Origin of the sequence: Proteus sp. G2669 (assembly GCF_009915245.1) — a bacterium.
Taxonomy (GTDB): domain Bacteria; phylum Pseudomonadota; class Gammaproteobacteria; order Enterobacterales; family Enterobacteriaceae; genus Proteus.
In genome coordinates this window covers 122,118-144,611 of the sequence record NZ_JAABLX010000017.1, presented here as the reverse complement: position 1 = coordinate 144,611, position 22,494 = coordinate 122,118, and the positions used below count along the sequence as shown (strand labels likewise).

Sequence of the window (22,494 nt, the reverse complement as noted above, 5' to 3'; positions counted from 1 at the left end):
TATGAGCACGAATTCAATTCCAGCGTCAAAACGTTGGTTTTCAAAAGCATGGCTATTAGAGCAAAAATCACTGATAGCATTACTACTTCTGATTGTTGTCGTTTCCACACTCAGCCCTAATTTCTTTACCTTAAACAATATATTCAACATTCTTCAGCAAACATCGGTTAACGCCATTATGGCGGTTGGCATGACGCTGGTCATTTTAACCTCTGGTATCGACTTATCTGTTGGTTCATTGCTTGCATTAACCGGTGCTGTTGCTGCTTCTATGGTTGGCGCTGATATTAATGCCCTTGTTGCGGTTATCGGTGCATTAGCACTTGGTGCAGCTATTGGTGGTGTTACAGGGATTATCGTGGCAAAAGGTAAAGTTCAAGCCTTTATTGCTACATTAGTCATGATGTTATTACTGCGCGGTGTTACCCGTGTTTATACCGACGGCAGCCCAATTAATACTGGATTTAGCGATAATGCCGATCTCTTTAGCTGGTTTGGTATTGGTCGTCCATTTGGGATCCCAACTCCAATCTGGCTCATGATGATTGTCTTTTTAAGTGCATGGTATTTATTACATCACACCCGTTTAGGTCGTTATATTTATGCGCTTGGGGGAAATGAATCAGCAACACGTTTATCTGGTATTAGCGTCGATAAAATAAAAATTATTGTTTATGCACTGTGTGGTTTGTTAGCTGCCCTTGCTAGCGTAATTGAAGTTGCTCGCCTTTCATCAGCACAACCGATGGCTGGTAATGGTTATGAGTTAGATGCCATTGCTGCGGTTGTTCTGGGTGGTACCAGCCTTGCGGGTGGTAAAGGCCGTATTATCGGTACGTTAATTGGTGCACTTATTCTAGGCTTCTTAAATAACGCACTGAATTTATTAGGAATATCATCAAACTATCAAATGATAGTAAAAGCGGTGGTCATCTTACTTGCTGTTTTGGTAGATAACAAAAAATAACTCTCTATTCTCTTAATCCGAACCCCAACAGGAACTTATATTATGAAACTCAAAAAAATGGCGACACTTCTTTCTGTTGTTGCGTTAAGTGCCACAATCAGCGCTAACGCGTTTGCAAAAGAATCTATCGCACTTGTTATCTCTACACTCAATAATCCATTCTTTGTCACCATGAAAGACAGTGCACAGAAAGAAGCAAATCGTTTAGGTTACGATTTAGTTGTGCTTGACTCGATGGATAACCCAGCTAAAGAGCTTGCTAACGTGCAAGATTTAACCGTAAAAGGCACACGCTTAATGCTCATTAACCCAACAGACTCAGATGCTGTAGGTAATGCGGTTATTTTAGCGAATAAAGCTAAGATCCCAGTTATCACCTTAGATCGTGTTGCAAACAAAGGTGAAGTTGTCAGCCATGTTGCTTCTGATAACCGCCTTGGTGGTAAAATGGCGGGTGACTATATTGCTGAAAAAGTGGCCAATGATGCCAAAGTTATTCAACTAGAAGGGATCACTGGAACCTCTGCATCTCGTGAACGTGGTGAAGGTTTTAAACAAGCGGTTGATGCTCACAAACTGAATATACTTGCCAGCCAACCTGCTGATTTTGACCGCACAAAAGGTCTTAACGTGATGCAAAATCTATTAACTGCTTATCCTGCGGTTCAAGCTGTTTTTGCACAAAATGATGAAATGGCATTAGGTGCATTACGTGCATTGCAAACCGCGGGTCGTAGCGATGTATTAGTGATTGGTTTCGATGGTACAGATGATGGGATCAAAGCGGTAAACCGTGGCATGTTAGGCGCAACCATTGCTCAACGCCCAGACCAAATTGGTATTATCGGCATCCAAACTGCAGATAAAATTCTCAAAGGCGAAAAAGTGGATGCAACAATCCCAGTCGAACTTGAGTTAGTTATTAAAAAATAACAACAAATGCCACGGAGTGATGTTGCTCCGTGGTGGCTTTGATCATTAAAACACGTTTTCACAAGGATAAAGGCTATGACAACACCTCGCCTTGCTGTTCTAGGTAGCATTAATGTTGACCACATTATGAATATTTCAAAATTTCCAAAACCAGGTGAAACCATTATTGGTCATCAATACAAAATAGCCTTCGGTGGTAAAGGTGCAAACCAAGCTGTTGCTTGTGGTCGCAGTGGCGCCGATATTACCTTTATTGCTTGTGTCGGTGATGATGCGATTGGCAGTGAGATAATCTCACAATTTAAAACAGATAATATTCATATTGATGCAATTAGTATTATTCCGCAAACACCAACAGGTGTTGCGATGATCCTTGTTAATGAGCAAGGTGAAAACGTAATTAGCATCATTGCAGGTGCTAACGGCGCACTAACACCTATACATCTTGAGCAATATCATCATGTTATTGAACACGCTGATGCCTTATTAATGCAGTTAGAATCACCGTTAGATACCGTATTTGAAGCAGCTAAACTGGCAAAATCACATCATACAAAAGTTATTTTAAACCCAGCTCCAGCTCAACCTTTATCTGATGAATTTCTGAGTTTTATTGATGTTATCACCCCAAATGAGACAGAAGCCGAAATATTAACTGGCGTTTCTGTGCATGATGAAGCGGGTGCTGCAAAAGCAGCCGATATTTTACATCGTAAAGGTATCAAACAAGTGCTTATCACTTTAGGTAGCCGTGGTGTATGGTTTAGTGAGCAAGGAAAAGGGATGATAATTCCTGGATTTCGTGTCGATGCTGTTGATACCATTGCCGCAGGTGATACATTTAACGGTGCATTTGTCACAGCAATATTAGAAGGCAAACCTTCTGTTGAGGCTATTCGTTTTGCCCATGCAGCGGCTGCCATTGCAGTTACACGTCATGGTGCGCAATCTTCAGTCCCTTGGCGTCATGAAATCGAATCATTTTTAGCAGAGCGAGCATAGTACTTTGGCAACAATGAAAGATGTCGCCCGTTTAGCGGGCGTTTCAACATCAACTGTTTCTCACGTTATCAATAACAATCGCTATGTTAGCGAAGGTATTCGTAAAAAGGTTAACGATGCTATCGAAACCTTAAATTACGCACCTTCAGCTTTAGCGCGCAGTTTAAAAATGAACTGTACTCACACCATAGGTATGTTAGTAACAGCAAGTAGCAACCCTTTTTATGCCGAGGTTGTGCGGGGTGTTGAACGCAGTTGTTATGAAAAAGGCTATAGTTTGATTCTATGTAATACCGAAGGTGATTATGAACGCATGGATAGTAGCCTTGAAACCTTGCTACAAAAGCGTGTTGATGGCCTATTGTTGATGTGTACGGAAGCCAGAGCGCCCTCTCATGAAGTGCTAAATCGTTATCCTCGTTTGCCTATGGTCATGATGGATTGGTCCCCATTTGAATATGGTGGAGATATTATTCAAGATAACTCCCTGCTTGGGGGAGAAATTGCTACCAATTATCTGATTGAAAAAGGCTTTACTGAAATTGCCTGTATTGCAGGTCCACAAGATAAACTCCCAGCAAAACATCGTTTGCAAGGCTATTACAATGCGATGCAAAAAGCAGGACTCGCTATTCGAGAAGAGTTTGTGTTAACCAGTGATTTTGAATTTGCTGGTGGATTTAGCGCAATGCAAAAATTACTCTCACATTCTGTCTTACCACAAGCGGTTTTTACCTGTAATGACGCAATGGCAGTTGGTGCTTATCAAGCTATTTATCAAAAAGGTTTGCGTGTACCTGATGATATCTCAGTGATGGGCTATGATGATATAGATCTAGCCTCTTATATGATCCCTCCTCTTTCTACTATCCACCAACCCAAAGATGAATTGGGTAAACTGGCTGTCAGCCAATTATTACATCGTATGGAAAATATCGATGCTGATGACAATGTTTTGGTTCTTACTCCCAAACTTATAGAGCGTGGCTCGGTAATAGAAAATAAAAAATAATCTATTAACATTAATGAGTTAAAACTTTTCGTATAGATTTTATACAACTCATTTGGTATCCTTTCTAAACTGCTATATACTTATGCTATATAGCAGTTATTGAAAGGAGGCTATCATTATGATCCAGCATGGCAAAGTATTTATGAGCAATAGAACACAAAATGTTCGTTTACCTGCTGATACTCGTTTTCCTGATGATGTAAAAGACGTTGTGGTTCGTGTAAAAGGAAAAGAGAGAATTATTACACCGATACAGAATGCATGGGATAGCTTTTTCTTATCTGAAAAGTCTGTAACAGATGATTTTTTATCTGAAAGACCAGATCAAGTCACAAGCGAAAGAGAATCCTTTGATGATTAAATATCTGCTAGATACGAATATTGTTATATTTACAATTAAACGTAGACCTGAATTTCTGTTACCAAAATTTAATCAGTATGTTGAACAGCTAGCTATTTCAACAATAACACTTGCTGAACTACTATATGGTGCTGAAAAAAGCTCAAATTCAGCAAAAAATTTAGCTACTGTTAATGATTTCGTTTCTAGACTAAATGTTTTACCTTATGACGAACTTGCAGCCTTTCACTATGGTGATATAAGAGCAACTCTCGAAAAGCAAGGTAAACGCATTGGTGATAATGACTTGCATATAGCAGCACATGCCAGAAGCAAAGGATTAATCGTCGTTACAAATAATACCAAAGAGTTTGAGAGAGTTGATGGTTTAAGGATTGAAGATTGGACTCATCATTAACTCAAATACCAAACTTATAGAGCGTGGCTCGGTGAGTTATTTTGTAAAGTCATAACAAGAAGATTAACACTATTAATAATGATGCTCTCTTTTAAGATGAGGGCATTTATTTTTAGTTATATTTGTTAAATAATTACTTAAATATCATAAGATTAAGAAATATTTAAAACTACTTTTATTTATATTTATTTTCTATTTAACTCTCTATATCTAACCTACTTTTTCTCACTCCTCACGCCATAACCTATGAAAGGTGCAAATTTCCATCAAATCCATTATACTATCGCCCTTTCGCATTATCTGATGCCAGATCATTTAGGGCATTACTTTAAATTTTTCATGCTTAAACGATAATGTGTCCTTTAATTTATGGGGCAAGTGTTATCCTCATTTTGACGATTAATCACTTCCCATTTTGATAAAATTTGAGAGTATTATTATGTCATTACCTTCTTGTCCTAAGTGCAATTCAGAATACACCTATGAAGATGGTGCAATGTATGTTTGCCCTGAATGTGCGCACGAGTGGAACGATGCTGAACCTGTCGTTGATACCGATGAGCTAATCGTTAAAGATGCTAACGGCAATTTATTAGCTGATGGTGATTCAGTAACCGTGATTAAAGATCTAAAAGTTAAAGGTAGCTCAACCATGCTAAAAATCGGTACTAAAGTAAAAGGTATCCGTTTAGTGGAAGGCGACCATAATATTGATTGTAAAATTGATGGCTTTGGGCCAATGAAGTTGAAATCTGAATTTGTGAAAAAGAACTAAAATAAGAGATTATTAATAATCTTTTTAAATATAAATTTAGATATTATCAAGATCACCAAAGGCGCTAATAAAGCGCCTTTTGATTAAAGTAAGGTTACTCGTTAGCATCACTAAAGTGATCAAACCCTTTAAGATTAGGGTGTACATCTTTACCATCACGTAAGTAACGGATCCCTTCAGCAATCGGCATAATTTGCCCAATACAATGAAAATCGGCTCCAGTATGCGCTAATGCAATCTCTAGCGCGCCACGGTTGATTTCAGGTACCGTAAAGCATAATTCGTAATCTTCACCGCCACTTAATGCCCAAATCTCCGCTTGTTCTTCGCTTACTTCCGCTTTCATCGCTGGTGAGTAAGGTAATGCGTCTAAATTTAAGCGCGCACCACAACCACTTGCCGTAAGAATATGGTTCAAATCAGAAATAAGTCCATCAGAAATATCAATCGCAGATGTTGCTAAATGGCGCAATGCTTGGCCTTGTAATAAACGAGGCTGAGGACGCAAATGCCTTGCGACAAAATAATCGCTATGTTCTTTTTCTGCTGGTTGTAATCTATTTTGTAGGACGGCAAGCCCTGCTGCACTATCACCTAAAAATCCAGTAACGTAAATCCAATCACCTATTTTAGCACCTGAACGTAATAATGCCGTTCCTTGAGGAACTAGTCCTTGTATTGTGATTGTTAAACTTAAAGGTCCACGAGTCGTATCACCGCCAATTAACTGGATTGCATAATAATCTGCTAATGCAAAGAAAGAACGACTAAAAGCCTCAAGCCATTCACTGTTTGTATCAGGTAATGTTAATGCCAAAGATGCCCAAGAAGGATCAGCGCCCACAGCGGCTAAATCACTAATATTTACAGCCAGCGCTTTATAGGCTAAATCTTCAGGTGAGATAGAAGGAAGGAAGTGAATGCCACTGACTAAAGTATCGGTACTAATCGCAACTTGCTGCTTTTCGGGTACTGTCAATATTGCGCAGTCATCACCAATACCTGTACTTACGTCTTTTCGTTTTACAGGCTGTGACGTGAAATATTGTTTGATAAGGGAGAATTCACCACAAGGCATTATCAATTTCCTATTTAGCTGTGCCTACTAAACTCGTTTTATTAAACAAAAGGCCGGAAATACCGGCCTTGAATTATTTACCATAGAGGAAACGTGAAAAACGTTATTTTTTACGTCGTACTATTGGTGCTGCTTTATCAAGCACGCCATTAACAAACTTATGGCTATCATCAGCACCAAATACCTTAGCCAGTTCAATCGCTTCGTTAATCGCAACTTTGTAAGGAACATCTTCGCGGAAGCTGAGTTCAAACATTGCTAAACGTAAAATTGCTTTTTCAACTTGACCAAGTTCTTCAAGTTGGCGGGATAAATAAGGCTCCATTGCCTTATCTAAACGTGTTGCATTAATGGCAACACCCACTAAAAGCTCACGAAAATAAGCAATATCTACACCTTGGGTATCCTGCTCGGATAAAAACTCCAATTCCACATCCGCGATGTCATTTCCGGATAATTGCCATGAGTAGATAGCCTGAACAGCACACTCACGAGCACGACGACGAGCAGCAGGTTTCACAAAATTCCCCTTTAGTTAAAACAGATGATTAGCCTTTTATGGCTTTAAGTACATTGATCATTTCAAGTGCTGTCATTGCAGCTTCAGCACCTTTGTTGCCCGCTTTGGTTCCAGCGCGTTCAATAGCCTGCTCAATATTTTCAGTGGTTAAAACACCAAAAGTCACAGGGATCTCACTTTGCATTGCAACTTGAGATAAACCAGAGCTACATTCGCCAGCAACGTATTCAAAATGTGCGGTTCCACCACGGATAACAGTACCTAACGCGATAACTGCATCGTATTTGTCGCTTTCAGCTAAAGCTTTAACTGTTAACGGTAGCTCGTAAGCACCAGGAACCCAAACGACGGTAATATTTTCAGAGGAAACTTGTCCAATACGTTCTAATGCATCAACCGCACCTTCTAATAAGCTGTCGTTGATGAAATTATTAAAACGGGCAATTGCAATTGCTACGCGTGCGTTTGGCGCCGCGACAACACCTTTGATTACGTTCATAGGTTACCTTTTTCTCCTATCCGCGGGGCGCGGATTTTATCATATTCTTTCCCTTACTGCGCTCTGTTTTATTATTACACAGCAAAGGAGCCAAAAACCCTTGATAAATCAAGGCATTTAGTTGGCTGATAACGATGTCGTAACGACAGGAAATAACACACACGGCGCTATTTTACTACAAATAGCGCCGTAGACACACTTATTTGCGTCTATTAATAACGGGGTTTTAAACAAACTCTGATATCAGAGCCAATCTGTTGAAGAGAATCTACTGTAAATTCAGGTGCTTCGGATAATGATGAAAGGGGCGAAAGTGCAAATAAACCTCGTGCATCATTCCCTAAAATTTTAGGTGCGATATAGATAATAAGTTCATCAACAAGCCCAGCTTCTAATAATGCGCCAGCAAAATGTGCCCCACTTTCAACCCATACAGTATTGATATTGCGTTTACCCAATTGCATCATTAATAAAACTAAATCTACACCACTGTTTTTACCATTCGTTGGTAATAGAATTTCTGAAACATTGCCTTGCCAATCACTTGGCTGTGATTTTGTACGCGCTAACCAGCATTCGCCTTCGATTTGAGTAATTTTATGATTGTCTGTTACTCTATTTTGGCTATCAGTGACAATACGAATAGGTTGGCGTAATGTTTCTTTAGGATAAACAGCTTTGATTTCATCTGAAAGCTCATCCCAACGCACATTCATGGAGGGATCATCTGCTAATACTGTCGCACTAGTAGTCAAGATAGCACTTGCTTGTGCTCTGAAATTTTGTACATCACGGCGGGATGCTTTAGACGTTATCCATTGGCTTTCTCCCGATGCTAATGCTGTTTTACCATCTAAAGACGCGCCAAGTTTTAACTGAACGTAAGGAAAGCCGGTTCTCATTCGTTTGAAAAAACCAACATTCAGTTTTTCAGCTTCTTGCATTAATACGCCATGTGAGACATCAATTCCCGCTGATAGTAATTTGTGCAATCCACGACCTGCAACTTGAGGATTAGGATCTTGCATCGCAGCAACAACTCGTTTTACCCCGGCATTAATCAAAGCATCAGCGCAAGGTGGTGTTTTACCGAAATGGCTACAAGGCTCAAGCGTAACATAAGCTGTTGCCCCTTTTGCTTTATCACCAGCCATTTTCAACGCATTAACTTCTGCATGTGGGCCACCAGCATGATGATGATAACCTTCGCCAACAATGTCGCCTTCTTTAACAATCACACAGCCTACATTCGGATTAGGTGATGTTGTAAAGCGACCTAATGCAGCAAGCTCAATCGCTCGACGCATGTAGTATTCATCGTTCAGGCTTTCATTTTCGTGTTGGTTGTTGCTGTTGTTATTTGTCATAATAATTACATTTAATTTTATTATTTATCGTTATTTTTCAAATTATTAAATAAGGCACAGTATTAATATATTAATCCTGTAATTTTGCGATTTCTTCACCAAAATCACGGATATCCTCAAAACTACGATAAACAGAAGCAAAGCGAATGTAAGCCACTTTATCGAGTTTTTTTAGTTGTTCCATTACAAAATTGCCAATTTCTTTTGAAGGTATTTCCCTTTCACCTGTTGCTCTTAATTGTGATTTGATATGGCTTATCGCAGCTTCAACATCATCCGAACTAACAGGACGTTTTTCTAATGCTTTAAGCATACCTCGACGAAGTTTCTCTTCATCAAAAGGCTCACGAATTTCATCACTTTTCACAACACGAGGCATCACTAACTCTGCTACTTCAAAGGTAGTAAAACGTTCATGACAAACAAGACATTGGCGACGACGGCGCACTTGTGAACCATCACCAACAAGTCTGGAATCAATTACCTTGGTATCTACGGCTCCACAAAATGGGCAATGCATAGTTATTCCTACTTTTGACAATACTCATAAACAGTGTACCTGTTCAGTGAACAAAAAACACCCTGTCAGTATACACTGGCAGGGTGTTTGCGATGTTTTATCAGAAAAACGCTCTATTATGGTAAGAGAGTTGTCTGATCGGCACCCTCTTTTTCCACTTTCTGTACAATCAGGTGTTCACGTTTCATTCCCATTTTCAGGGCTAATGCAGAAGCCACATAAATGGAAGAAATAGTACCAATTGAAACACCGATCAACATGACTAAAGAGAAACCTTCTAGCATTGAACCACCAAAGATATACAGCATTAATACAACCAGTAATGTTGTTGCTGATGTCATGATGGTACGGCTTAATGTCTGTGTCAGAGAAACGTTCATAATTTCATATGATGTTCCTCGACGAATTTTACGGAAGTTCTCACGAATACGGTCTGATACAACGATACTATCATTCAGTGAGTAACCTATAACAGACATCAATGACGCTACAATGGTTAAGTCAACCTCTATGTGGAACAGTGAAAGAACACCTAGTGTTATCACCACGTCATGCGCAAGTGCGATAACAGCACCTAACGCCAAACGCCATTCAAAACGGAATCCAACATAGATAAGAATACAGATAAGTGCGGATAATAACGCCATTGCACCTGTTTGAGCCAATTCACTTCCCACACTTGGCCCAACAAATTCAATACGTTTTACCACAGCATCGTTATCAACTTTAGCATTGATAACATCGATAACTTTCTTACCTAATTCTTGACCAGCCTGTCCTTCAACAGGAGGCATACGCACCATAATATCGCGGCTGCTACCAAAGTTTTGTAACAGAGGGTCTTTAAAGCCCGCTGCATCTAGGCTATCACGCATTTTATCAAGGTCGGCTGGTTGACTGAGATTGATCTCAATTACTGTACCACCTGTAAAATCCAGTCCCCAGTTAAATCCTTTCACGGAAATGATAGCAATTGATGCTATCAAAAGCAGAAACGAAATACTAAAGGCGACGTTGTCCCAACGCATAAAGTCAATGACTCTACGACCATGGTTTAATTGTTCAACAGTATAATCCTGTGCCACAACGTGCTCCTTAAATAGACAGTTTCTTAACGCGTTTACCACCATACAGCAGGTTTACAATCGCACGAGTACCGACGATAGCGGTAAACATGGATGTTGCAACCCCGATTGCAGTTGTGATAGCAAAGCCTTTGATTGAGCCGGTACCGACTGCATAAAGGATCACCGCTGTAATTAATGTGGTTAAGTTCGCATCAATAATACTGGAGAAGGCACCTTTATAACCTTCATGGATTGCTTGTTGTACTGATCGACCATTACGTAACTCTTCTTTGATACGTTCGTTTATCAGTACGTTGGCATCGACGGCGACGGCAAGTGTTAATACGATACCCGCAATACCCGGCATGGTCAGTGTTGCACCCGGTAATAGTGACATTACCCCAACGATTAACACCAAGTTTGCCATTAATGCAGTACTCGCAATCACACCAAATTTACGATAATAAATTATCATAAAGGCAACTGACGCAATCAGACCCCATAAACACGCTTCTAAACCTTGGGTAATATTTTGCAGACCCAAAGTTGGACCAATCGTTCTTTCTTCAACGATTTGAATAGGTGCAATCAACGCACCAGCACGTAATAACAGTGATAATTGACGTGCTTCATTCGCATTTGAAATACCTGTAATACGGAAGCTATTCCCTAAACGACTTTGAATATTCGCAACGTTGATAACTTCTTCACTTTTAACCAATACAGCGCGATCGTTCTCATCACGTTTACCGCTGTCTTTATACTCTACAAAAAGAGTTGCCATCGGTTTACCGACGTTATCTTTTGTAAAGTTAGACATGATAGAACCACCCGCACTATCAAGTGAAATATTCACTTGAGGTTGACCATATTCATCAGCCTGAGAGGTTGAATCAGTAATGTGGTCACCGGTTAAAATAACGCGTTTATAAAGAATAGTTGGTCTACCTTCACGGGTATATTTCACTTCGGAGTCACCCGGAATACGGCCAGTCTCTAAAGCAGAAGGATCAACGGTAGTATTGACTAAGCGGAATTCTAATGTTGCTGTCGCACCTAAAATTTCTTTAGCACGTGCGGTATCTTGGATACCCGGTAATTCAACAACAATTCGGTCAGCGCCTTGGCGTTGAACTAATGGCTCAGCAACCCCTAACTGGTTAACACGATTACGTAAAATGGTAATGTTTTGCTGTACTGCATAAGTACGCGCATCACGTAAACGTTCATCAGTAAAAATAGCTCTTAATGAGTTATTAGCACCATCTCTAAAAATGAGATCTTGGTTACGACGAGTCAGGTAATCTGAAGCTTTAGAGCGATCATCCGAGTTACGGAAACGGATTTCAACGCCATAGTTATCCGTTTTACGAATAGAAGAATACGGAATGCCTTCGTCGCGTAATAATGTACGCAGACTTTCAACATTTTGTTCTTGAAGTTTACCTAGCGCAGTTTCCATATCAACTTCCATTAGGAAGTGAACACCACCACGTAAGTCTAACCCTAGTTTCATCGGTTCACCGCCAATGGCTTCTAGCCATTTAGGTGTTGCCGGTGCAAGGTTAAGCGCAACAATGAACTGGTCGCCTAATGCAGGCAACAACACTTCACGAGCACGTAATTGAATGTCAGGGTTACCGAAACGAGCCAAGATTGCACCATTTTCAAGTGCAATAGATTTCGCTTCAATTTTTTCTTTATCTAATAAAGATCGAACTTGATCCAGTGTTTGCTCATTGGCGGCGGTTCCCCGCGCGCCAGTGATTTGAACAGCCGGATCCTCACCATATAGGTTAGGAAGTGCGTAAAGCAGACCGATGAGGATAGCGGCTATCAACATCAGGTACTTCCACAAAGGATAACGGTTTAGCACGGCAGTTCCCTTTTCCCTTTGGGGAAATGTAATTAAATAGCTTTCATTGTGCCTTTAGGTAATACAGCGGCAACAAAGTCACGTTTGATAGTTACTTCAGTTGTTTCATTCAGAGCAACAACGATATAGCCGTTATCTGAAACCTTAACAACACGACCGATTAAACCACCCGTTGTTAAAACTTCATCACCTTTACCGATAGAATCCATCAGTTTACGATGTTCTTTAGTACGTTTTTGCTGTGGACGTAGGATCATAAAATAGAAAATCAGAATAAAGATCACTAACATCGGTAAAATAGACATAAAGCTAGCTTCAGGTGCTGCTTGTCCAGCAGAAGCTACAGCATCAGAAATGAAAAAACTCATTCACTTTTCCTCATTGTTGTCGATATCGACGATATTCAAGTTATAAGCCCAATATCATACACAGAATTGGGCTTTCTCGTATACATTAATCACACTTACTCGCACTGCCATTTAGCGGTGGTACGGGTTTTCCAATACGTTCGTAGAATTCATGTACAAACTCTTCAAAACGCGAGTCTTCAATAGACTGACGAATTTCAGCCATCAAACGCTGATAATAACGCAAGTTGTGGATAGTGTTCAGCCTTGCGCCTAAAATTTCGTTACAACGATCAAGGTGATGTAAATAAGCGCGGCTATAATTTTTACAAGTATAGCAATCACAATGTTCATCTAATGTTGATGTATCTGAACGATGTTTTGCATTACGAATTTTTATCACACCATCAGTTACAAATAGATGACCATTTCGTGCATTTCGTGTCGGCATAACGCAGTCAAACATATCAATACCGCGACGCACACCTTCAACTAAATCTTCTGGTTTACCAACCCCCATTAAATAACGCGGTTTATTCGCAGGAATTTGAGGGCAAACATGCTCTAAAATACGATGCATATCTTCTTTAGGTTCACCGACAGCAAGGCCGCCGACAGCGTAACCGTCAAAACCAATTTCGACTAGCCCTTTTACGGAGATATCACGTAAATCTTCGTAAACACCGCCTTGAATAATACCGAATAATGAATTTTTGTTATTGAGTTCATCAAAGCGTTCACGACTACGTTTAGCCCAACGTAATGACATTTCCATTGAATTTTTTGCGTAATCCCAGTCTGAAGGATATGGCGTACATTCATCAAAAATCATCACAATATCAGAACCTAAGTCGTATTGGATTTCCATTGATTTTTCTGGGCTTAAGAAAATCTTTTCACCGTTAATAGGGTTACGAAAGTGAACACCTTCTTCTTTAATTTTACGCATTGCGCCTAAACTAAAGACTTGGAAACCACCTGAATCCGTTAAGATAGGGCCTTGCCATTGCATGAAATCATGTAAATCACCATGTAATTTCATGATTTCTTGACCTGGGCGTAACCATAAGTGGAAGGTATTACCTAAAAGAATTTGCGCGCCTGTCGCTTTAACTTCTTCAGGCGTCATTCCTTTTACAGTACCGTAAGTACCCACTGGCATAAATGCAGGTGTTTCAACAACACCACGTTCAAAAATAAGGCGACCACGACGAGCATTACCGTCGGTTTTATCTAATTCGTATTTCACTCATCCTCCAAGCATCAGAAAAACAGTCCAATGCACAATAAAAAACAGCACATTCTAATCATTTGTTAGACGGCTGTATATGTTACTTCAACAAAAACCCATGCTTAGCCAAAGGGATTAAGCCATAAAATTGAAATAACACTTCATAAAATGAAGAAAATCGTTAAAAAGAATAATAAATCTTTATTCTTGTCCGACTTTTTCATTGATAGCTAAAGGATTACGCGTAATAAACATCGCATCACCATAGCTGAAAAAACGATACTCTTGCTCAACAGCTTCTTTATAAGCATTCATGGTATTTTTATACCCAGCAAAAGCAGAAACCAGCATGATTAATGTTGATTCTGGTAAATGGAAATTAGTAATCAACGCATCAATAACTTGGTATTGGTAACCAGGATAAATAAAGATTTGAGTATCATCAAAGAAAGGAGCAATTAACGCATCGTTTGTTGCTTTCGCTGCACTTTCTAATGAACGAACAGAAGTTGTGCCTACAGCAATCACACGATTACCGCGCGCTTTACACGCTAATACAGCATCAACCACGTCTTGTGGCACTTCTGCGTATTCAGAATGCATTGTGTGTTCTTCAATATTATCAACACGTACAGGTTGGAAAGTTCCTGCGCCAACATGCAGTGTGACAAATGCCATCTCAACCCCTTTTTCTTTTAAGGCTTGAAGTAATGGTTCATCAAAGTGCAATCCTGCAGTAGGTGCAGCAACGGCACCTGGGCGCTCGTTATAGACCGTTTGATAAAGCTCTTTATCCGATTCTTCATCAGGACGATCAATATAAGGAGGTAAAGGCATATGCCCAATACTATTCAGAATGGTGAGAATATCTCTTTCATCATCAAAGCGAATTTCAAAAAGCGTATCATGACGCGCAACCATAGTTGCTTGTACACTTTCATCCTCGCCTAACACAAGAACTGCACCTTCTTTCGGCGATTTAGAGGCTCTAACATGAGCAAGCACACGATGCTCATCGAGCATACGCTCAACTAACACTTCGATTTTACCGCCTGACGCTTTGCGGCCATAAATACGCGCAGGGATCACGCGAGTATTATTAAAAACCAGCAGATCACCAGCATTTATTTTATCTAACACATCGGTAAAAATACCGTGTGATAAAGCACCAGTCTCACCCTCTAAAGAGAGCAAACGACAACCGCTGCGTTGAGGTTGTGGATAGTGAGCAATCAAGGCTTCTGGCAATTCAAATGTAAAGTCTGATACACGCATAATTAAACGACTACTTTCATAAAAAACAGGCGGACTAGTCTAGTGCTGCCAGCTTATCAGTGCAACAAAGAAGCCCTTTTTTATTCAAAAAGCGCTATGATGATCCAATGAATTATCTCGCTCACCTACATCTGGCCTTTAGAGCAAAAAGCTCTCTATTAGGTAATATGATGGCAGATTACGTCAAAGGCACGCCTAGCTCTGATTACAGCCAAGCTGTTATTGAGGGCATTCGCATGCATAGACGCATCGATGTACTCACAGACACTCACCCGTTAGTTAAACAAGCTCGTTTGTTGTTCCCTGCTGAATATCGTCGAGTCGCCCCTATAACTTTAGATGTCTTTTGGGACCATTTTCTCTCCTTAAATTGGCCTCAATTCGAACCAAACATGTCTTTAACTGAATTCGTCACTAAAACACGAAATATTATTGAGCCAGATTTATGGCAAACACCTGAAAAATTTCAAGAACTCAACGAATATTTGTGGTCACAATCTTGGTTAATTCGTTACGCTGATAAAACGTATATAGCTCAAACATTAAAAGGAATGGCGAGAAGAAGGCCACGATTAAGTGCGCTAGCTGGCTCTTATATTGCACTTGAAACCCATTATGATGAATTAAGTGAGATTTTCTGGCAATTTTATCCACAATTGCTAGAAAGAGCACAACATCATCAACTGGATAACTGATACATTTAACCGCTATTTTGAGTTTCATCTTGTTGTCATATCGTAGGATTACATTTGTGATATCAAAGAGATGCTAAGTCAATTTATCATATTATTCGTAACGATTTGTTAACAAGCATAGTATTCATTTTCAAAGTTGATTAGAATGAATGGTTATACAAGGAGTCATAAATAATCCTACTTTGTTGTATTAAGTTGATAGTTATAATCTATCAAATAGATTGTTTTGTTTTACTTTATCAATAGCGATTGATTATTTATGCTGTAGTCATTATTTAAAAACAGGGTATACACCCTGAATTTGCTCTAAATAGTTCAAGATGTGGCTAGGCGACAAGTAAATGAGCCGCTAGGAGCATACAAAAGTATGTGACTAGTGCGACAAGTAAATGAGTCGCTAGGAGCATACAAAAGTATGTGACTAGTGCGAATGAACGTAGTCAACAACGCTACAACTTGAAATATGACGAGTATAAACTCTTTCAATTTACAGGAGTACATTATGGTTCTGGTTACTCGCAAAGCCCCTGATTTCACAGCTGCTGCCGTTTTAGGTAATGGCGAAATTGTTAACGATTTCAACCTGCATTCATTTATCAAAGGCAAACCTGCCGTTATTTTCTTCTGGCCAATGGATTTTACTTTTGTTTGCCCTTCAGAACTGATTGCATTTGATCACCGTTTTGAAGAATTCAAAAAACGCGGTGTTGAAATCATCGGTGTTTCTATGGACTCAGAATTCGTTCATAACGCATGGCGTAAAACTCCTATTGATGACGGTGGTATTGGTGAAGTTAAATATCCAATGGTTGCTGATATCAAACATGACATCATCAAAGCTTACGGTATTGAACACCCAGAAGCTGGCGTTGCACTGCGTGGTTCATTCCTGATTGACAAAGAAGGTATTGTTCGTCACCAAGTCGTTAACGATCTGCCATTAGGTCGTAACATTGATGAAATGATCCGTATGGTTGACGCTCTGCAATTCCACGAAGAACACGGCGAAGTTTGCCCTGCTCAGTGGGAAAAAGGTCAAGAAGGTATGGGCGCATCTCCAGACGGCGTTGCTAAATATCTAAAAGCAAACTCTGGCAAACTGTAATTTAACAGTAAGCTAAAGCATTTCTAAAAGCCTGTGAAAACAGGCTTTTTTTATTGTTTATCGCCACATTTAGCTATTCTTAGCTCATCCCCTTATTACCATTATTAATTATCCATAATCTTATTATTTTCCAGCTTAAAGAGAATTTTGTGATCATCACATCAAAAAAAATTCTCCTCAACAATAACCTCTCTCTATACTTATTGTTACGCAATTGTTAATTAATATTAATAACAGCGTATACCACTCCTATTTTATTTGTCTTTATTCAAGATAACTCACTGTTATTAATGGAGATAATAATGATTATTATAAAAAGAACTCACCTGCTGTTACTCACTACCCTTTTTTCACACTCACTTTATGCAGCCTATGAGCCTGCTGTTGAAGCACAACATGGTATGGTTGTCTCTTCTCAACATTTAGCATCCCAAGTAGGGAATGATATTTTACAAAAAGGAGGGAATGCCATTGATGCGGCTGTTGCTGTTGGTTATGCCCAAGCTGTAGTAAATGCCTGCTGTGGTAACATTGGTGGTGGTGGTTTTATGACCATACACCTTGCTGATGGCACAAATACCTTTATTAATTTTAGGGAAACAGCACCCACTGCGGCTTCTAAAAATATGTATTTAGATAAAGAAGGTAATTTAATTAAAGATGCCAGTTTATACGGTTATCTCGCATCAGGTGTACCTGGTACAGTCAAAGGTCTTGATTCTGCGTTAGAAAAATACGGTACACTTTCACGCAAAGATGTCATGGCGCCAGCCATTAAGCTTGCAAGAGAAGGCTATATTTTAACGCGTGCTGATATGGATGTATTAGAAACAACAACAGAACGCTTTAAGCAAGATCCTGAATCGGCAAAAATTTTCTTAAAACCAGATGGAACGCCATGGCAACCGGGTGATCGTCTCATTCAAACTGACTTAGCCAATACACTTGAACTAATTGCAAACCAAGGTGCTGATGCATTTTATCAAGGTGAAATCCCTAAAAAAGTTGAAGAAGCATCGAAACAACATAATGGCCTGTTAACTCAAGAAGATTTTGCTAACTTCACGATTACAGAAACCAAACCTATCACCTGCACTTATCGAGGTTATGAGTTTATTTCTGCACCACCGCCAAGTTCAGGGGGGGTCACTATCTGTCAAACGTTGAATATTTTAGAAGGTTACGATCTTAAATCGATGGGCTTTAACTCGGCTGAATATGTTCATACTCTGACAGAAGCAATGCGCCATGCTTATATGGACAGAAATACGTTTCTTGGTGACCCTCAATTTATTAAAAACCCAACAGAAAAGTTATTAAGTAAAGCTTACGCCACCGAACTTCGCCAACAAATTCAATCGAATAAAGCAACGCCATCAGAAAATGTACAACCCGGCATAGCTCCTCATGAAAGTCCTGAAACAACACACTACTCAGTAATGGATAAAGACGGCAATGCAGTTTCGACCACTTACACCATTAATGGTCGCTTTGGTGCCGTTGTTATTGCCCCTGGCACTGGCTTTTTCCTCAATAATGAGATGGATGATTTTACAACCAAAGTTGGTGAAAAAAATCTCTATGGTTTAGTGCAAGGTGAACGCAATAGTATTGCGCCATTAAAACGCCCACTATCATCAATGAGCCCAACAATTGTGACTAAAGAAGGCAAACCTTTCCTTATTTTAGGATCGCCAGGAGGTTCACGTATTATCTCGATCACCTTACAAACGGCACTTAATATCATTGAGTTTGGAATGCCCCCACAAGAAGCAGTTAATAGCCCTCGCATTCACCATCAATGGTTACCGGATGAGGTTTATTATGAGCAACGAGGATTATCAAAAGACACTTTAGAAAAACTCTCTGCCATGGGATATAAAATGGTAGAACAAACCCCATGGGGAGCCGCTGAACTCATTATGGTTGGGCTTCCTGGAGAAGAAGGTGTTATCCCTGCATCATCAGGCAATGATTCTGCTGTTTCTGGTGCAGTACGTGAAGGTTATCTTTATGGATCAAATGATGTTCGTCGCCCGGCGGGGAAAGCTGTAGGTTACTAGTCCCTAAACCACATAATGATATTAATATAAGAAACCTTCTCTCAATTAGAAAAGGTTTCTTTTTTTATAAAAATGATCTAGTCATGGTTTTACAATTTATTCATATATTATTCTATTAATAATAATCAATATCAATTTTTGACTAAATAAACAATTAATATCAAATATCAATTTATTATTAAAACAATAATATTAGATAGAATATAAGAGCAAATCACCTTTAATTTAATTTCAATAATAGAATATATATAAATGGTATTTATTCTCTTTCTTAATTACAGATAAAAATAATAATCATTTAATTAAATAAAATTAATAGTATGCGCTATTTTTATTTCTATGATAGCAGTCACAGTATTAATTTATTAATACCCACACTATCAAAGAGGATAATAAAAATACGTAAAAAATGGAGATAACACATTGTAAACACAAATATTTAACATTTCATCACAATGTATTTTTATCATAAAAGAGTTGAAATTTATAATATATCCCTTAACGATAGCGTTATTATATTTTTTATATAACGGTAAAGCAAGCGGATAAATAAATAATTTATCATCACAACTTATTTCTTATTAAATTAGTTAAGCGGAGATAAATATTAATGTCTGATACACATCATCGTCCAATATTAGATATTGGGCTATCAAGACTAGAGTTTCTGCGAATATCCGGTAAAGGGCTTGCAGGGATCACTATAGCACCCGCATTGCTTTCTCTTTTAGGTTGTAAGCAAGAAGAAATAGACAGCGGCATCATTCAATTAACCACAACACCTAAAGGCGTTTTAGTTACTAATCGAGCACGTTGCACTGGCTGTCACCGTTGTGAAACAGCATGTACAACATGGAACGATGGAAGTGTTGGTTCCTTCTTTTCTCGAACAAAAATTCATCGCCATTTCTATTTTGGTGATAAAGGTATTGGCTCCGGTGGTGGGCTTTATGGCGATTTAAACTTTACAACGGATACTTGTCGTCAATGTAAAGATCCAGAATGTATGAAGGTGTGTCCTGTAAAAGCTATCCGTTATCAAGAAGAGTTTGGTTGTATTGTCGTAGATACACGCCGCTGCATTGGTTGTGCTGCCTGTACAACGGCTTGCCCGTGGATGATGGCAACTGTCAATCCACAAACTAAAAAATCCGGCAAATGTAATTTATGTGGTGAGTGTGCATCTGCGTGCCCAACTGGTGCGTTGCAAATCATTGAATGGAAAGAAATTACTGTTTAATAAAATCCATACAATCACATCACTGAACCACATTTAGATTAGGAAGCAATATTATGATTAACGGCTGGACTGGAAATATTCTAAGAATCAATTTAACTACCGGTGCCATCACTCGTGAAAGCTCAAGTAAATTTAAATCCTTAATTGGTGGTATGGGCTTTGGTTATAAAATTATGTATGACGAAGTTGGTCCTGGAGTTAAACCTTTTGATGAAGAAAACAAAGTTGTCTTCGCTGTAGGGCCTTTAACTGGATCAGGCGCACCTTGTAGCTCTCGCGTCAATATCACTTCTCTTTCCACTTTTACTCGTGGCAATCTCGTTGTTGATGCTCATATGGGCGGTTTTTTTGCAGCATGGATGAAATTTGCAGGCTATGACTCTCTGATTATTGAAGGTAAATCAGATAAGCCTGTTTGGATCCATATTGATGATGACCAAGTATCTATTGAAGATGCCTCTTTCTTATGGGGTAAAGGCGTTCGCCAAACCACAGAAGAGTTATGTGCTCAAACAAGCCCTGAAGCTTGTGTTGCAACCATTGGCCCTGCTGGTGAAAACCTTGTACCTTTATCTGGCATTATTAATAGCCGTAACCACAGTGGTGGTGCTGGTGTCGGTGCCGTATTAGGTTCTAAAAAATTAAAAGCCATTGTGGTAGAAGGTAGCCGTGGCGTTAACGTTGCTGATCGTAAAGCATTAAAAGAGCTTAACGACTACATGATGACGCAATTAATTGGCTCCAATAACAACCACGTTGTACCAAGTACACCACAATCTTGGGCTGAGTATTCAGATCCTGGCTCTCGTTGGACTGCACGTAAAGGACTGTATTGGGGAGCTGCTGAAGGCGGCCCAATTGAAACTGGTGAGATTCCTCCTGGTGATATCAATACTGTCGGTTTCAGAACCATGAAATCCACCTTTGACTTAGGCCCTGAAGCAGAAGAATACACTGTCAAAATGGGGGGATGTCACTCTTGCCCTATTCGCTGTATGGCACAACTTAACGTTCCACAAGCGAAAAAATTTGGTGTACCACAAACAGGTGGTAATACTTGTGTTGCTAACTTTGTTCACACAACTATTTTCCCTAATGGCCCAAAAGATGTAGAGAAAAAAGGGGATGGTAACGTTGTTGGTAACTTAGTGGGTCTGAATATTTTTGATGATATGGGGTTATGGTGTAACTACGGCCAACTTCATCGTGACTTCACTTATTGCTACACCCATGGTGTCTTTAAACGCGTTCTTTCTGAAGAGGAATATAATGATATTCCTTGGGATAAGCTTGAAGAAGGTAATCCTGAATTTATCAAAGATTTCTATTATCGCTTAGCGCACCGTAAAGGTGAATTTAGTCACCTAGCTGATGGCTCTTACCTAATTGCACAACGATGGAATTTAGGTGAAGAGTATTGGGCGAACAAGAAAAATAAACTTTGGTCACCAATGGGCTTTCCTATTCACCACGCCAATGAAGCCTCTGCCCAAGTCGGTTCTATCGTTAACTGTATGTTTAACCGCGATGCGATGACACATACCCATATCAACTATATCGGTAGTGGTTTACCTCTGAAACTGCAAAAAGAGATTGCTGGTGAGCTATTTGGTTCTGGTGATGCTTTTGATGAAACCAAAAACTACACACCAATCAATAAAGCAAAAATTGCGTACACCAAATGGACAATTTTACGTAGTTGCTTACACGATGCAGTCACTTTATGTAACTGGGTTTGGCCAATGACGGTTTCACCTCATAAAAGCCGCAATTATCGTGGTGACTTAGAAATGGAAGCTAAATTCTTTACCGCTATTACAGGTGAACCAACAACCTCTAAAGATCTGGATTTGGCCTCAGAGCGTATCTTCACTTTACACCGTGCTTATACCGTAAAATTAATGAATACCATGGATATGCGTAACGAGCATGACCAAATTTGCTCATGGGTGTTCGATAAAGATCCTGATATTCCTGTCTTTACTGAAGGTACAGACAAAATGGATAGAGAAGATATGCAGCTTTCTCTCACCATGTTCTATGAAGAAATGGGCTGGGATCCGCAGTTAGGTTGCCCAACAAAAGAAACGTTGGTTCGCCTTGGATTGCAAGATATTGCTGACGATTTAGCGTCTCGTGGTTTATTACCAAGTTAATCGGTAAA

General features: G+C 39.5%; 22 protein-coding genes. 12 read left to right on the top strand and 10 right to left on the bottom strand.

Features of this window, described 5'->3' with window-relative positions; genetic code table 11:
* The first annotated feature begins 1 nt into the window (after position 1).
* The 7 genes from rbsC (at position 2) to GWI68_RS04215 (ending at position 5,447) form a co-directional block, all read left to right on the top strand.
* Positions 2-967, top strand: coding sequence for a ribose ABC transporter permease (gene rbsC / locus GWI68_RS04245; RefSeq protein WP_166539479.1), 966 nt, complete (start codon positions 2-4; stop codon positions 965-967).
* A gap of 42 nt (positions 968-1,009) precedes the next feature.
* On the top strand, positions 1,010-1,900 hold the full coding sequence (gene rbsB, locus GWI68_RS04240; protein WP_166539478.1) for a ribose ABC transporter substrate-binding protein RbsB: 891 nt from the start codon (positions 1,010-1,012) through the stop codon (positions 1,898-1,900).
* A 75-nt stretch (positions 1,901-1,975) separates the two neighbouring features.
* On the top strand, positions 1,976-2,902 hold the full coding sequence (gene rbsK / locus GWI68_RS04235) for a ribokinase (RefSeq protein WP_166539477.1): 927 nt from the start codon (positions 1,976-1,978) through the stop codon (positions 2,900-2,902).
* A 13-nt stretch (positions 2,903-2,915) separates the two neighbouring features.
* The gene (rbsR, locus tag GWI68_RS04230) at positions 2,916-3,914 is read left to right on the top strand and encodes a ribose operon transcriptional repressor RbsR (RefSeq protein WP_166539548.1); all 999 of its coding nucleotides are present in this window, start codon (positions 2,916-2,918) and stop codon (positions 3,912-3,914) included.
* Between the two features lie 118 nt (positions 3,915-4,032).
* Positions 4,033-4,275, top strand: coding sequence for a type II toxin-antitoxin system VapB family antitoxin (gene vapB, locus GWI68_RS04225; RefSeq protein ID WP_088493701.1), 243 nt, complete (start codon positions 4,033-4,035; stop codon positions 4,273-4,275).
* Entirely contained in the window at positions 4,268-4,672 is a 405-nt protein-coding gene (locus tag GWI68_RS04220; protein ID WP_166539476.1) for a type II toxin-antitoxin system VapC family toxin, read from the top strand. The genes vapB and GWI68_RS04220 overlap by 8 nt, the downstream gene beginning before the upstream one ends.
* Before the next feature lie 439 nt (positions 4,673-5,111).
* On the top strand, positions 5,112-5,447 hold the full coding sequence (locus GWI68_RS04215) for a zinc ribbon domain-containing protein YjdM (protein ID WP_166539475.1): 336 nt from the start codon (positions 5,112-5,114) through the stop codon (positions 5,445-5,447).
* A gap of 94 nt (positions 5,448-5,541) precedes the next feature.
* Here the strand turns inward: GWI68_RS04215 and thiL are convergent, their stop codons facing one another.
* The 10 genes from thiL to queA all read right to left on the bottom strand — a co-directional run bounded on the left by thiL (position 5,542) and on the right by queA (position 15,227).
* Positions 5,542-6,525, bottom strand: coding sequence for a thiamine-phosphate kinase (thiL, locus tag GWI68_RS04210; RefSeq protein WP_109408008.1), 984 nt, complete (start codon positions 6,523-6,525; stop codon positions 5,542-5,544).
* Positions 6,526-6,628: 103 nt separating this feature from the next.
* Complete coding sequence (gene nusB, locus GWI68_RS04205; RefSeq protein WP_109408009.1) at positions 6,629-7,045, bottom strand: transcription antitermination factor NusB; 417 nt, start codon at positions 7,043-7,045, stop codon at positions 6,629-6,631.
* Between the two features lie 28 nt (positions 7,046-7,073).
* Positions 7,074-7,544 carry a 6,7-dimethyl-8-ribityllumazine synthase gene (gene ribE, locus GWI68_RS04200; protein ID WP_036932916.1) on the bottom strand — a complete coding sequence of 157 codons (471 nt, stop codon included), beginning with the start codon at positions 7,542-7,544 and terminating at the stop codon, positions 7,074-7,076.
* 212 nt (positions 7,545-7,756) lie between these two features.
* Positions 7,757-8,911 carry a bifunctional diaminohydroxyphosphoribosylaminopyrimidine deaminase/5-amino-6-(5-phosphoribosylamino)uracil reductase RibD gene (gene ribD, locus GWI68_RS04195; RefSeq protein WP_166539474.1) on the bottom strand — a complete coding sequence of 385 codons (1,155 nt, stop codon included), beginning with the start codon at positions 8,909-8,911 and terminating at the stop codon, positions 7,757-7,759.
* A gap of 70 nt (positions 8,912-8,981) precedes the next feature.
* The gene (nrdR, locus tag GWI68_RS04190) at positions 8,982-9,431 is read right to left on the bottom strand and encodes a transcriptional regulator NrdR (RefSeq protein ID WP_006535128.1); all 450 of its coding nucleotides are present in this window, start codon (positions 9,429-9,431) and stop codon (positions 8,982-8,984) included.
* Positions 9,432-9,547: 116 nt separating this feature from the next.
* Positions 9,548-10,516 (bottom strand): protein translocase subunit SecF, encoded by a 969-nt coding sequence (secF, locus tag GWI68_RS04185; protein ID WP_166539473.1) that lies wholly within the window; start codon positions 10,514-10,516, stop codon positions 9,548-9,550.
* Positions 10,517-10,526: 10 nt separating this feature from the next.
* Complete coding sequence (gene secD, locus GWI68_RS04180; protein WP_075672033.1) at positions 10,527-12,374, bottom strand: protein translocase subunit SecD; 1,848 nt, start codon at positions 12,372-12,374, stop codon at positions 10,527-10,529.
* Between the two features lie 32 nt (positions 12,375-12,406).
* A complete protein-coding gene (yajC, locus tag GWI68_RS04175) occupies positions 12,407-12,742 on the bottom strand; it encodes a preprotein translocase subunit YajC (RefSeq protein WP_006535133.1) in 336 nt (111 codons plus the stop codon).
* 85 nt (positions 12,743-12,827) lie between these two features.
* Positions 12,828-13,970 (bottom strand): tRNA guanosine(34) transglycosylase Tgt, encoded by a 1,143-nt coding sequence (tgt, locus tag GWI68_RS04170; protein WP_109408011.1) that lies wholly within the window; start codon positions 13,968-13,970, stop codon positions 12,828-12,830.
* A 183-nt stretch (positions 13,971-14,153) separates the two neighbouring features.
* The gene (gene queA / locus GWI68_RS04165; protein WP_109408012.1) at positions 14,154-15,227 is read right to left on the bottom strand and encodes a tRNA preQ1(34) S-adenosylmethionine ribosyltransferase-isomerase QueA; all 1,074 of its coding nucleotides are present in this window, start codon (positions 15,225-15,227) and stop codon (positions 14,154-14,156) included.
* 107 nt (positions 15,228-15,334) lie between these two features.
* Between queA and GWI68_RS04160 the strand changes: the two genes are divergently transcribed.
* The 5 genes from GWI68_RS04160 to GWI68_RS04140 all read left to right on the top strand — a co-directional run bounded on the left by GWI68_RS04160 (position 15,335) and on the right by GWI68_RS04140 (position 22,486).
* A complete protein-coding gene (locus GWI68_RS04160) occupies positions 15,335-15,922 on the top strand; it encodes an ACP phosphodiesterase (RefSeq protein ID WP_166539472.1) in 588 nt (195 codons plus the stop codon).
* A gap of 502 nt (positions 15,923-16,424) precedes the next feature.
* Positions 16,425-17,027 (top strand): peroxiredoxin C, encoded by a 603-nt coding sequence (locus tag GWI68_RS04155; RefSeq protein WP_109408013.1) that lies wholly within the window; start codon positions 16,425-16,427, stop codon positions 17,025-17,027.
* A 302-nt stretch (positions 17,028-17,329) separates the two neighbouring features.
* Positions 17,330-19,090, top strand: coding sequence for a gamma-glutamyltransferase (gene ggt, locus GWI68_RS04150; protein ID WP_166539471.1), 1,761 nt, complete (start codon positions 17,330-17,332; stop codon positions 19,088-19,090).
* Between the two features lie 610 nt (positions 19,091-19,700).
* Positions 19,701-20,330 (top strand): ferredoxin-like protein, encoded by a 630-nt coding sequence (locus tag GWI68_RS04145; protein WP_006535141.1) that lies wholly within the window; start codon positions 19,701-19,703, stop codon positions 20,328-20,330.
* Positions 20,331-20,383: 53 nt separating this feature from the next.
* Entirely contained in the window at positions 20,384-22,486 is a 2,103-nt protein-coding gene (locus GWI68_RS04140) for an aldehyde ferredoxin oxidoreductase (protein ID WP_109408015.1), read from the top strand.
* Positions 22,487-22,494: the final 8 nt, after the last annotated feature.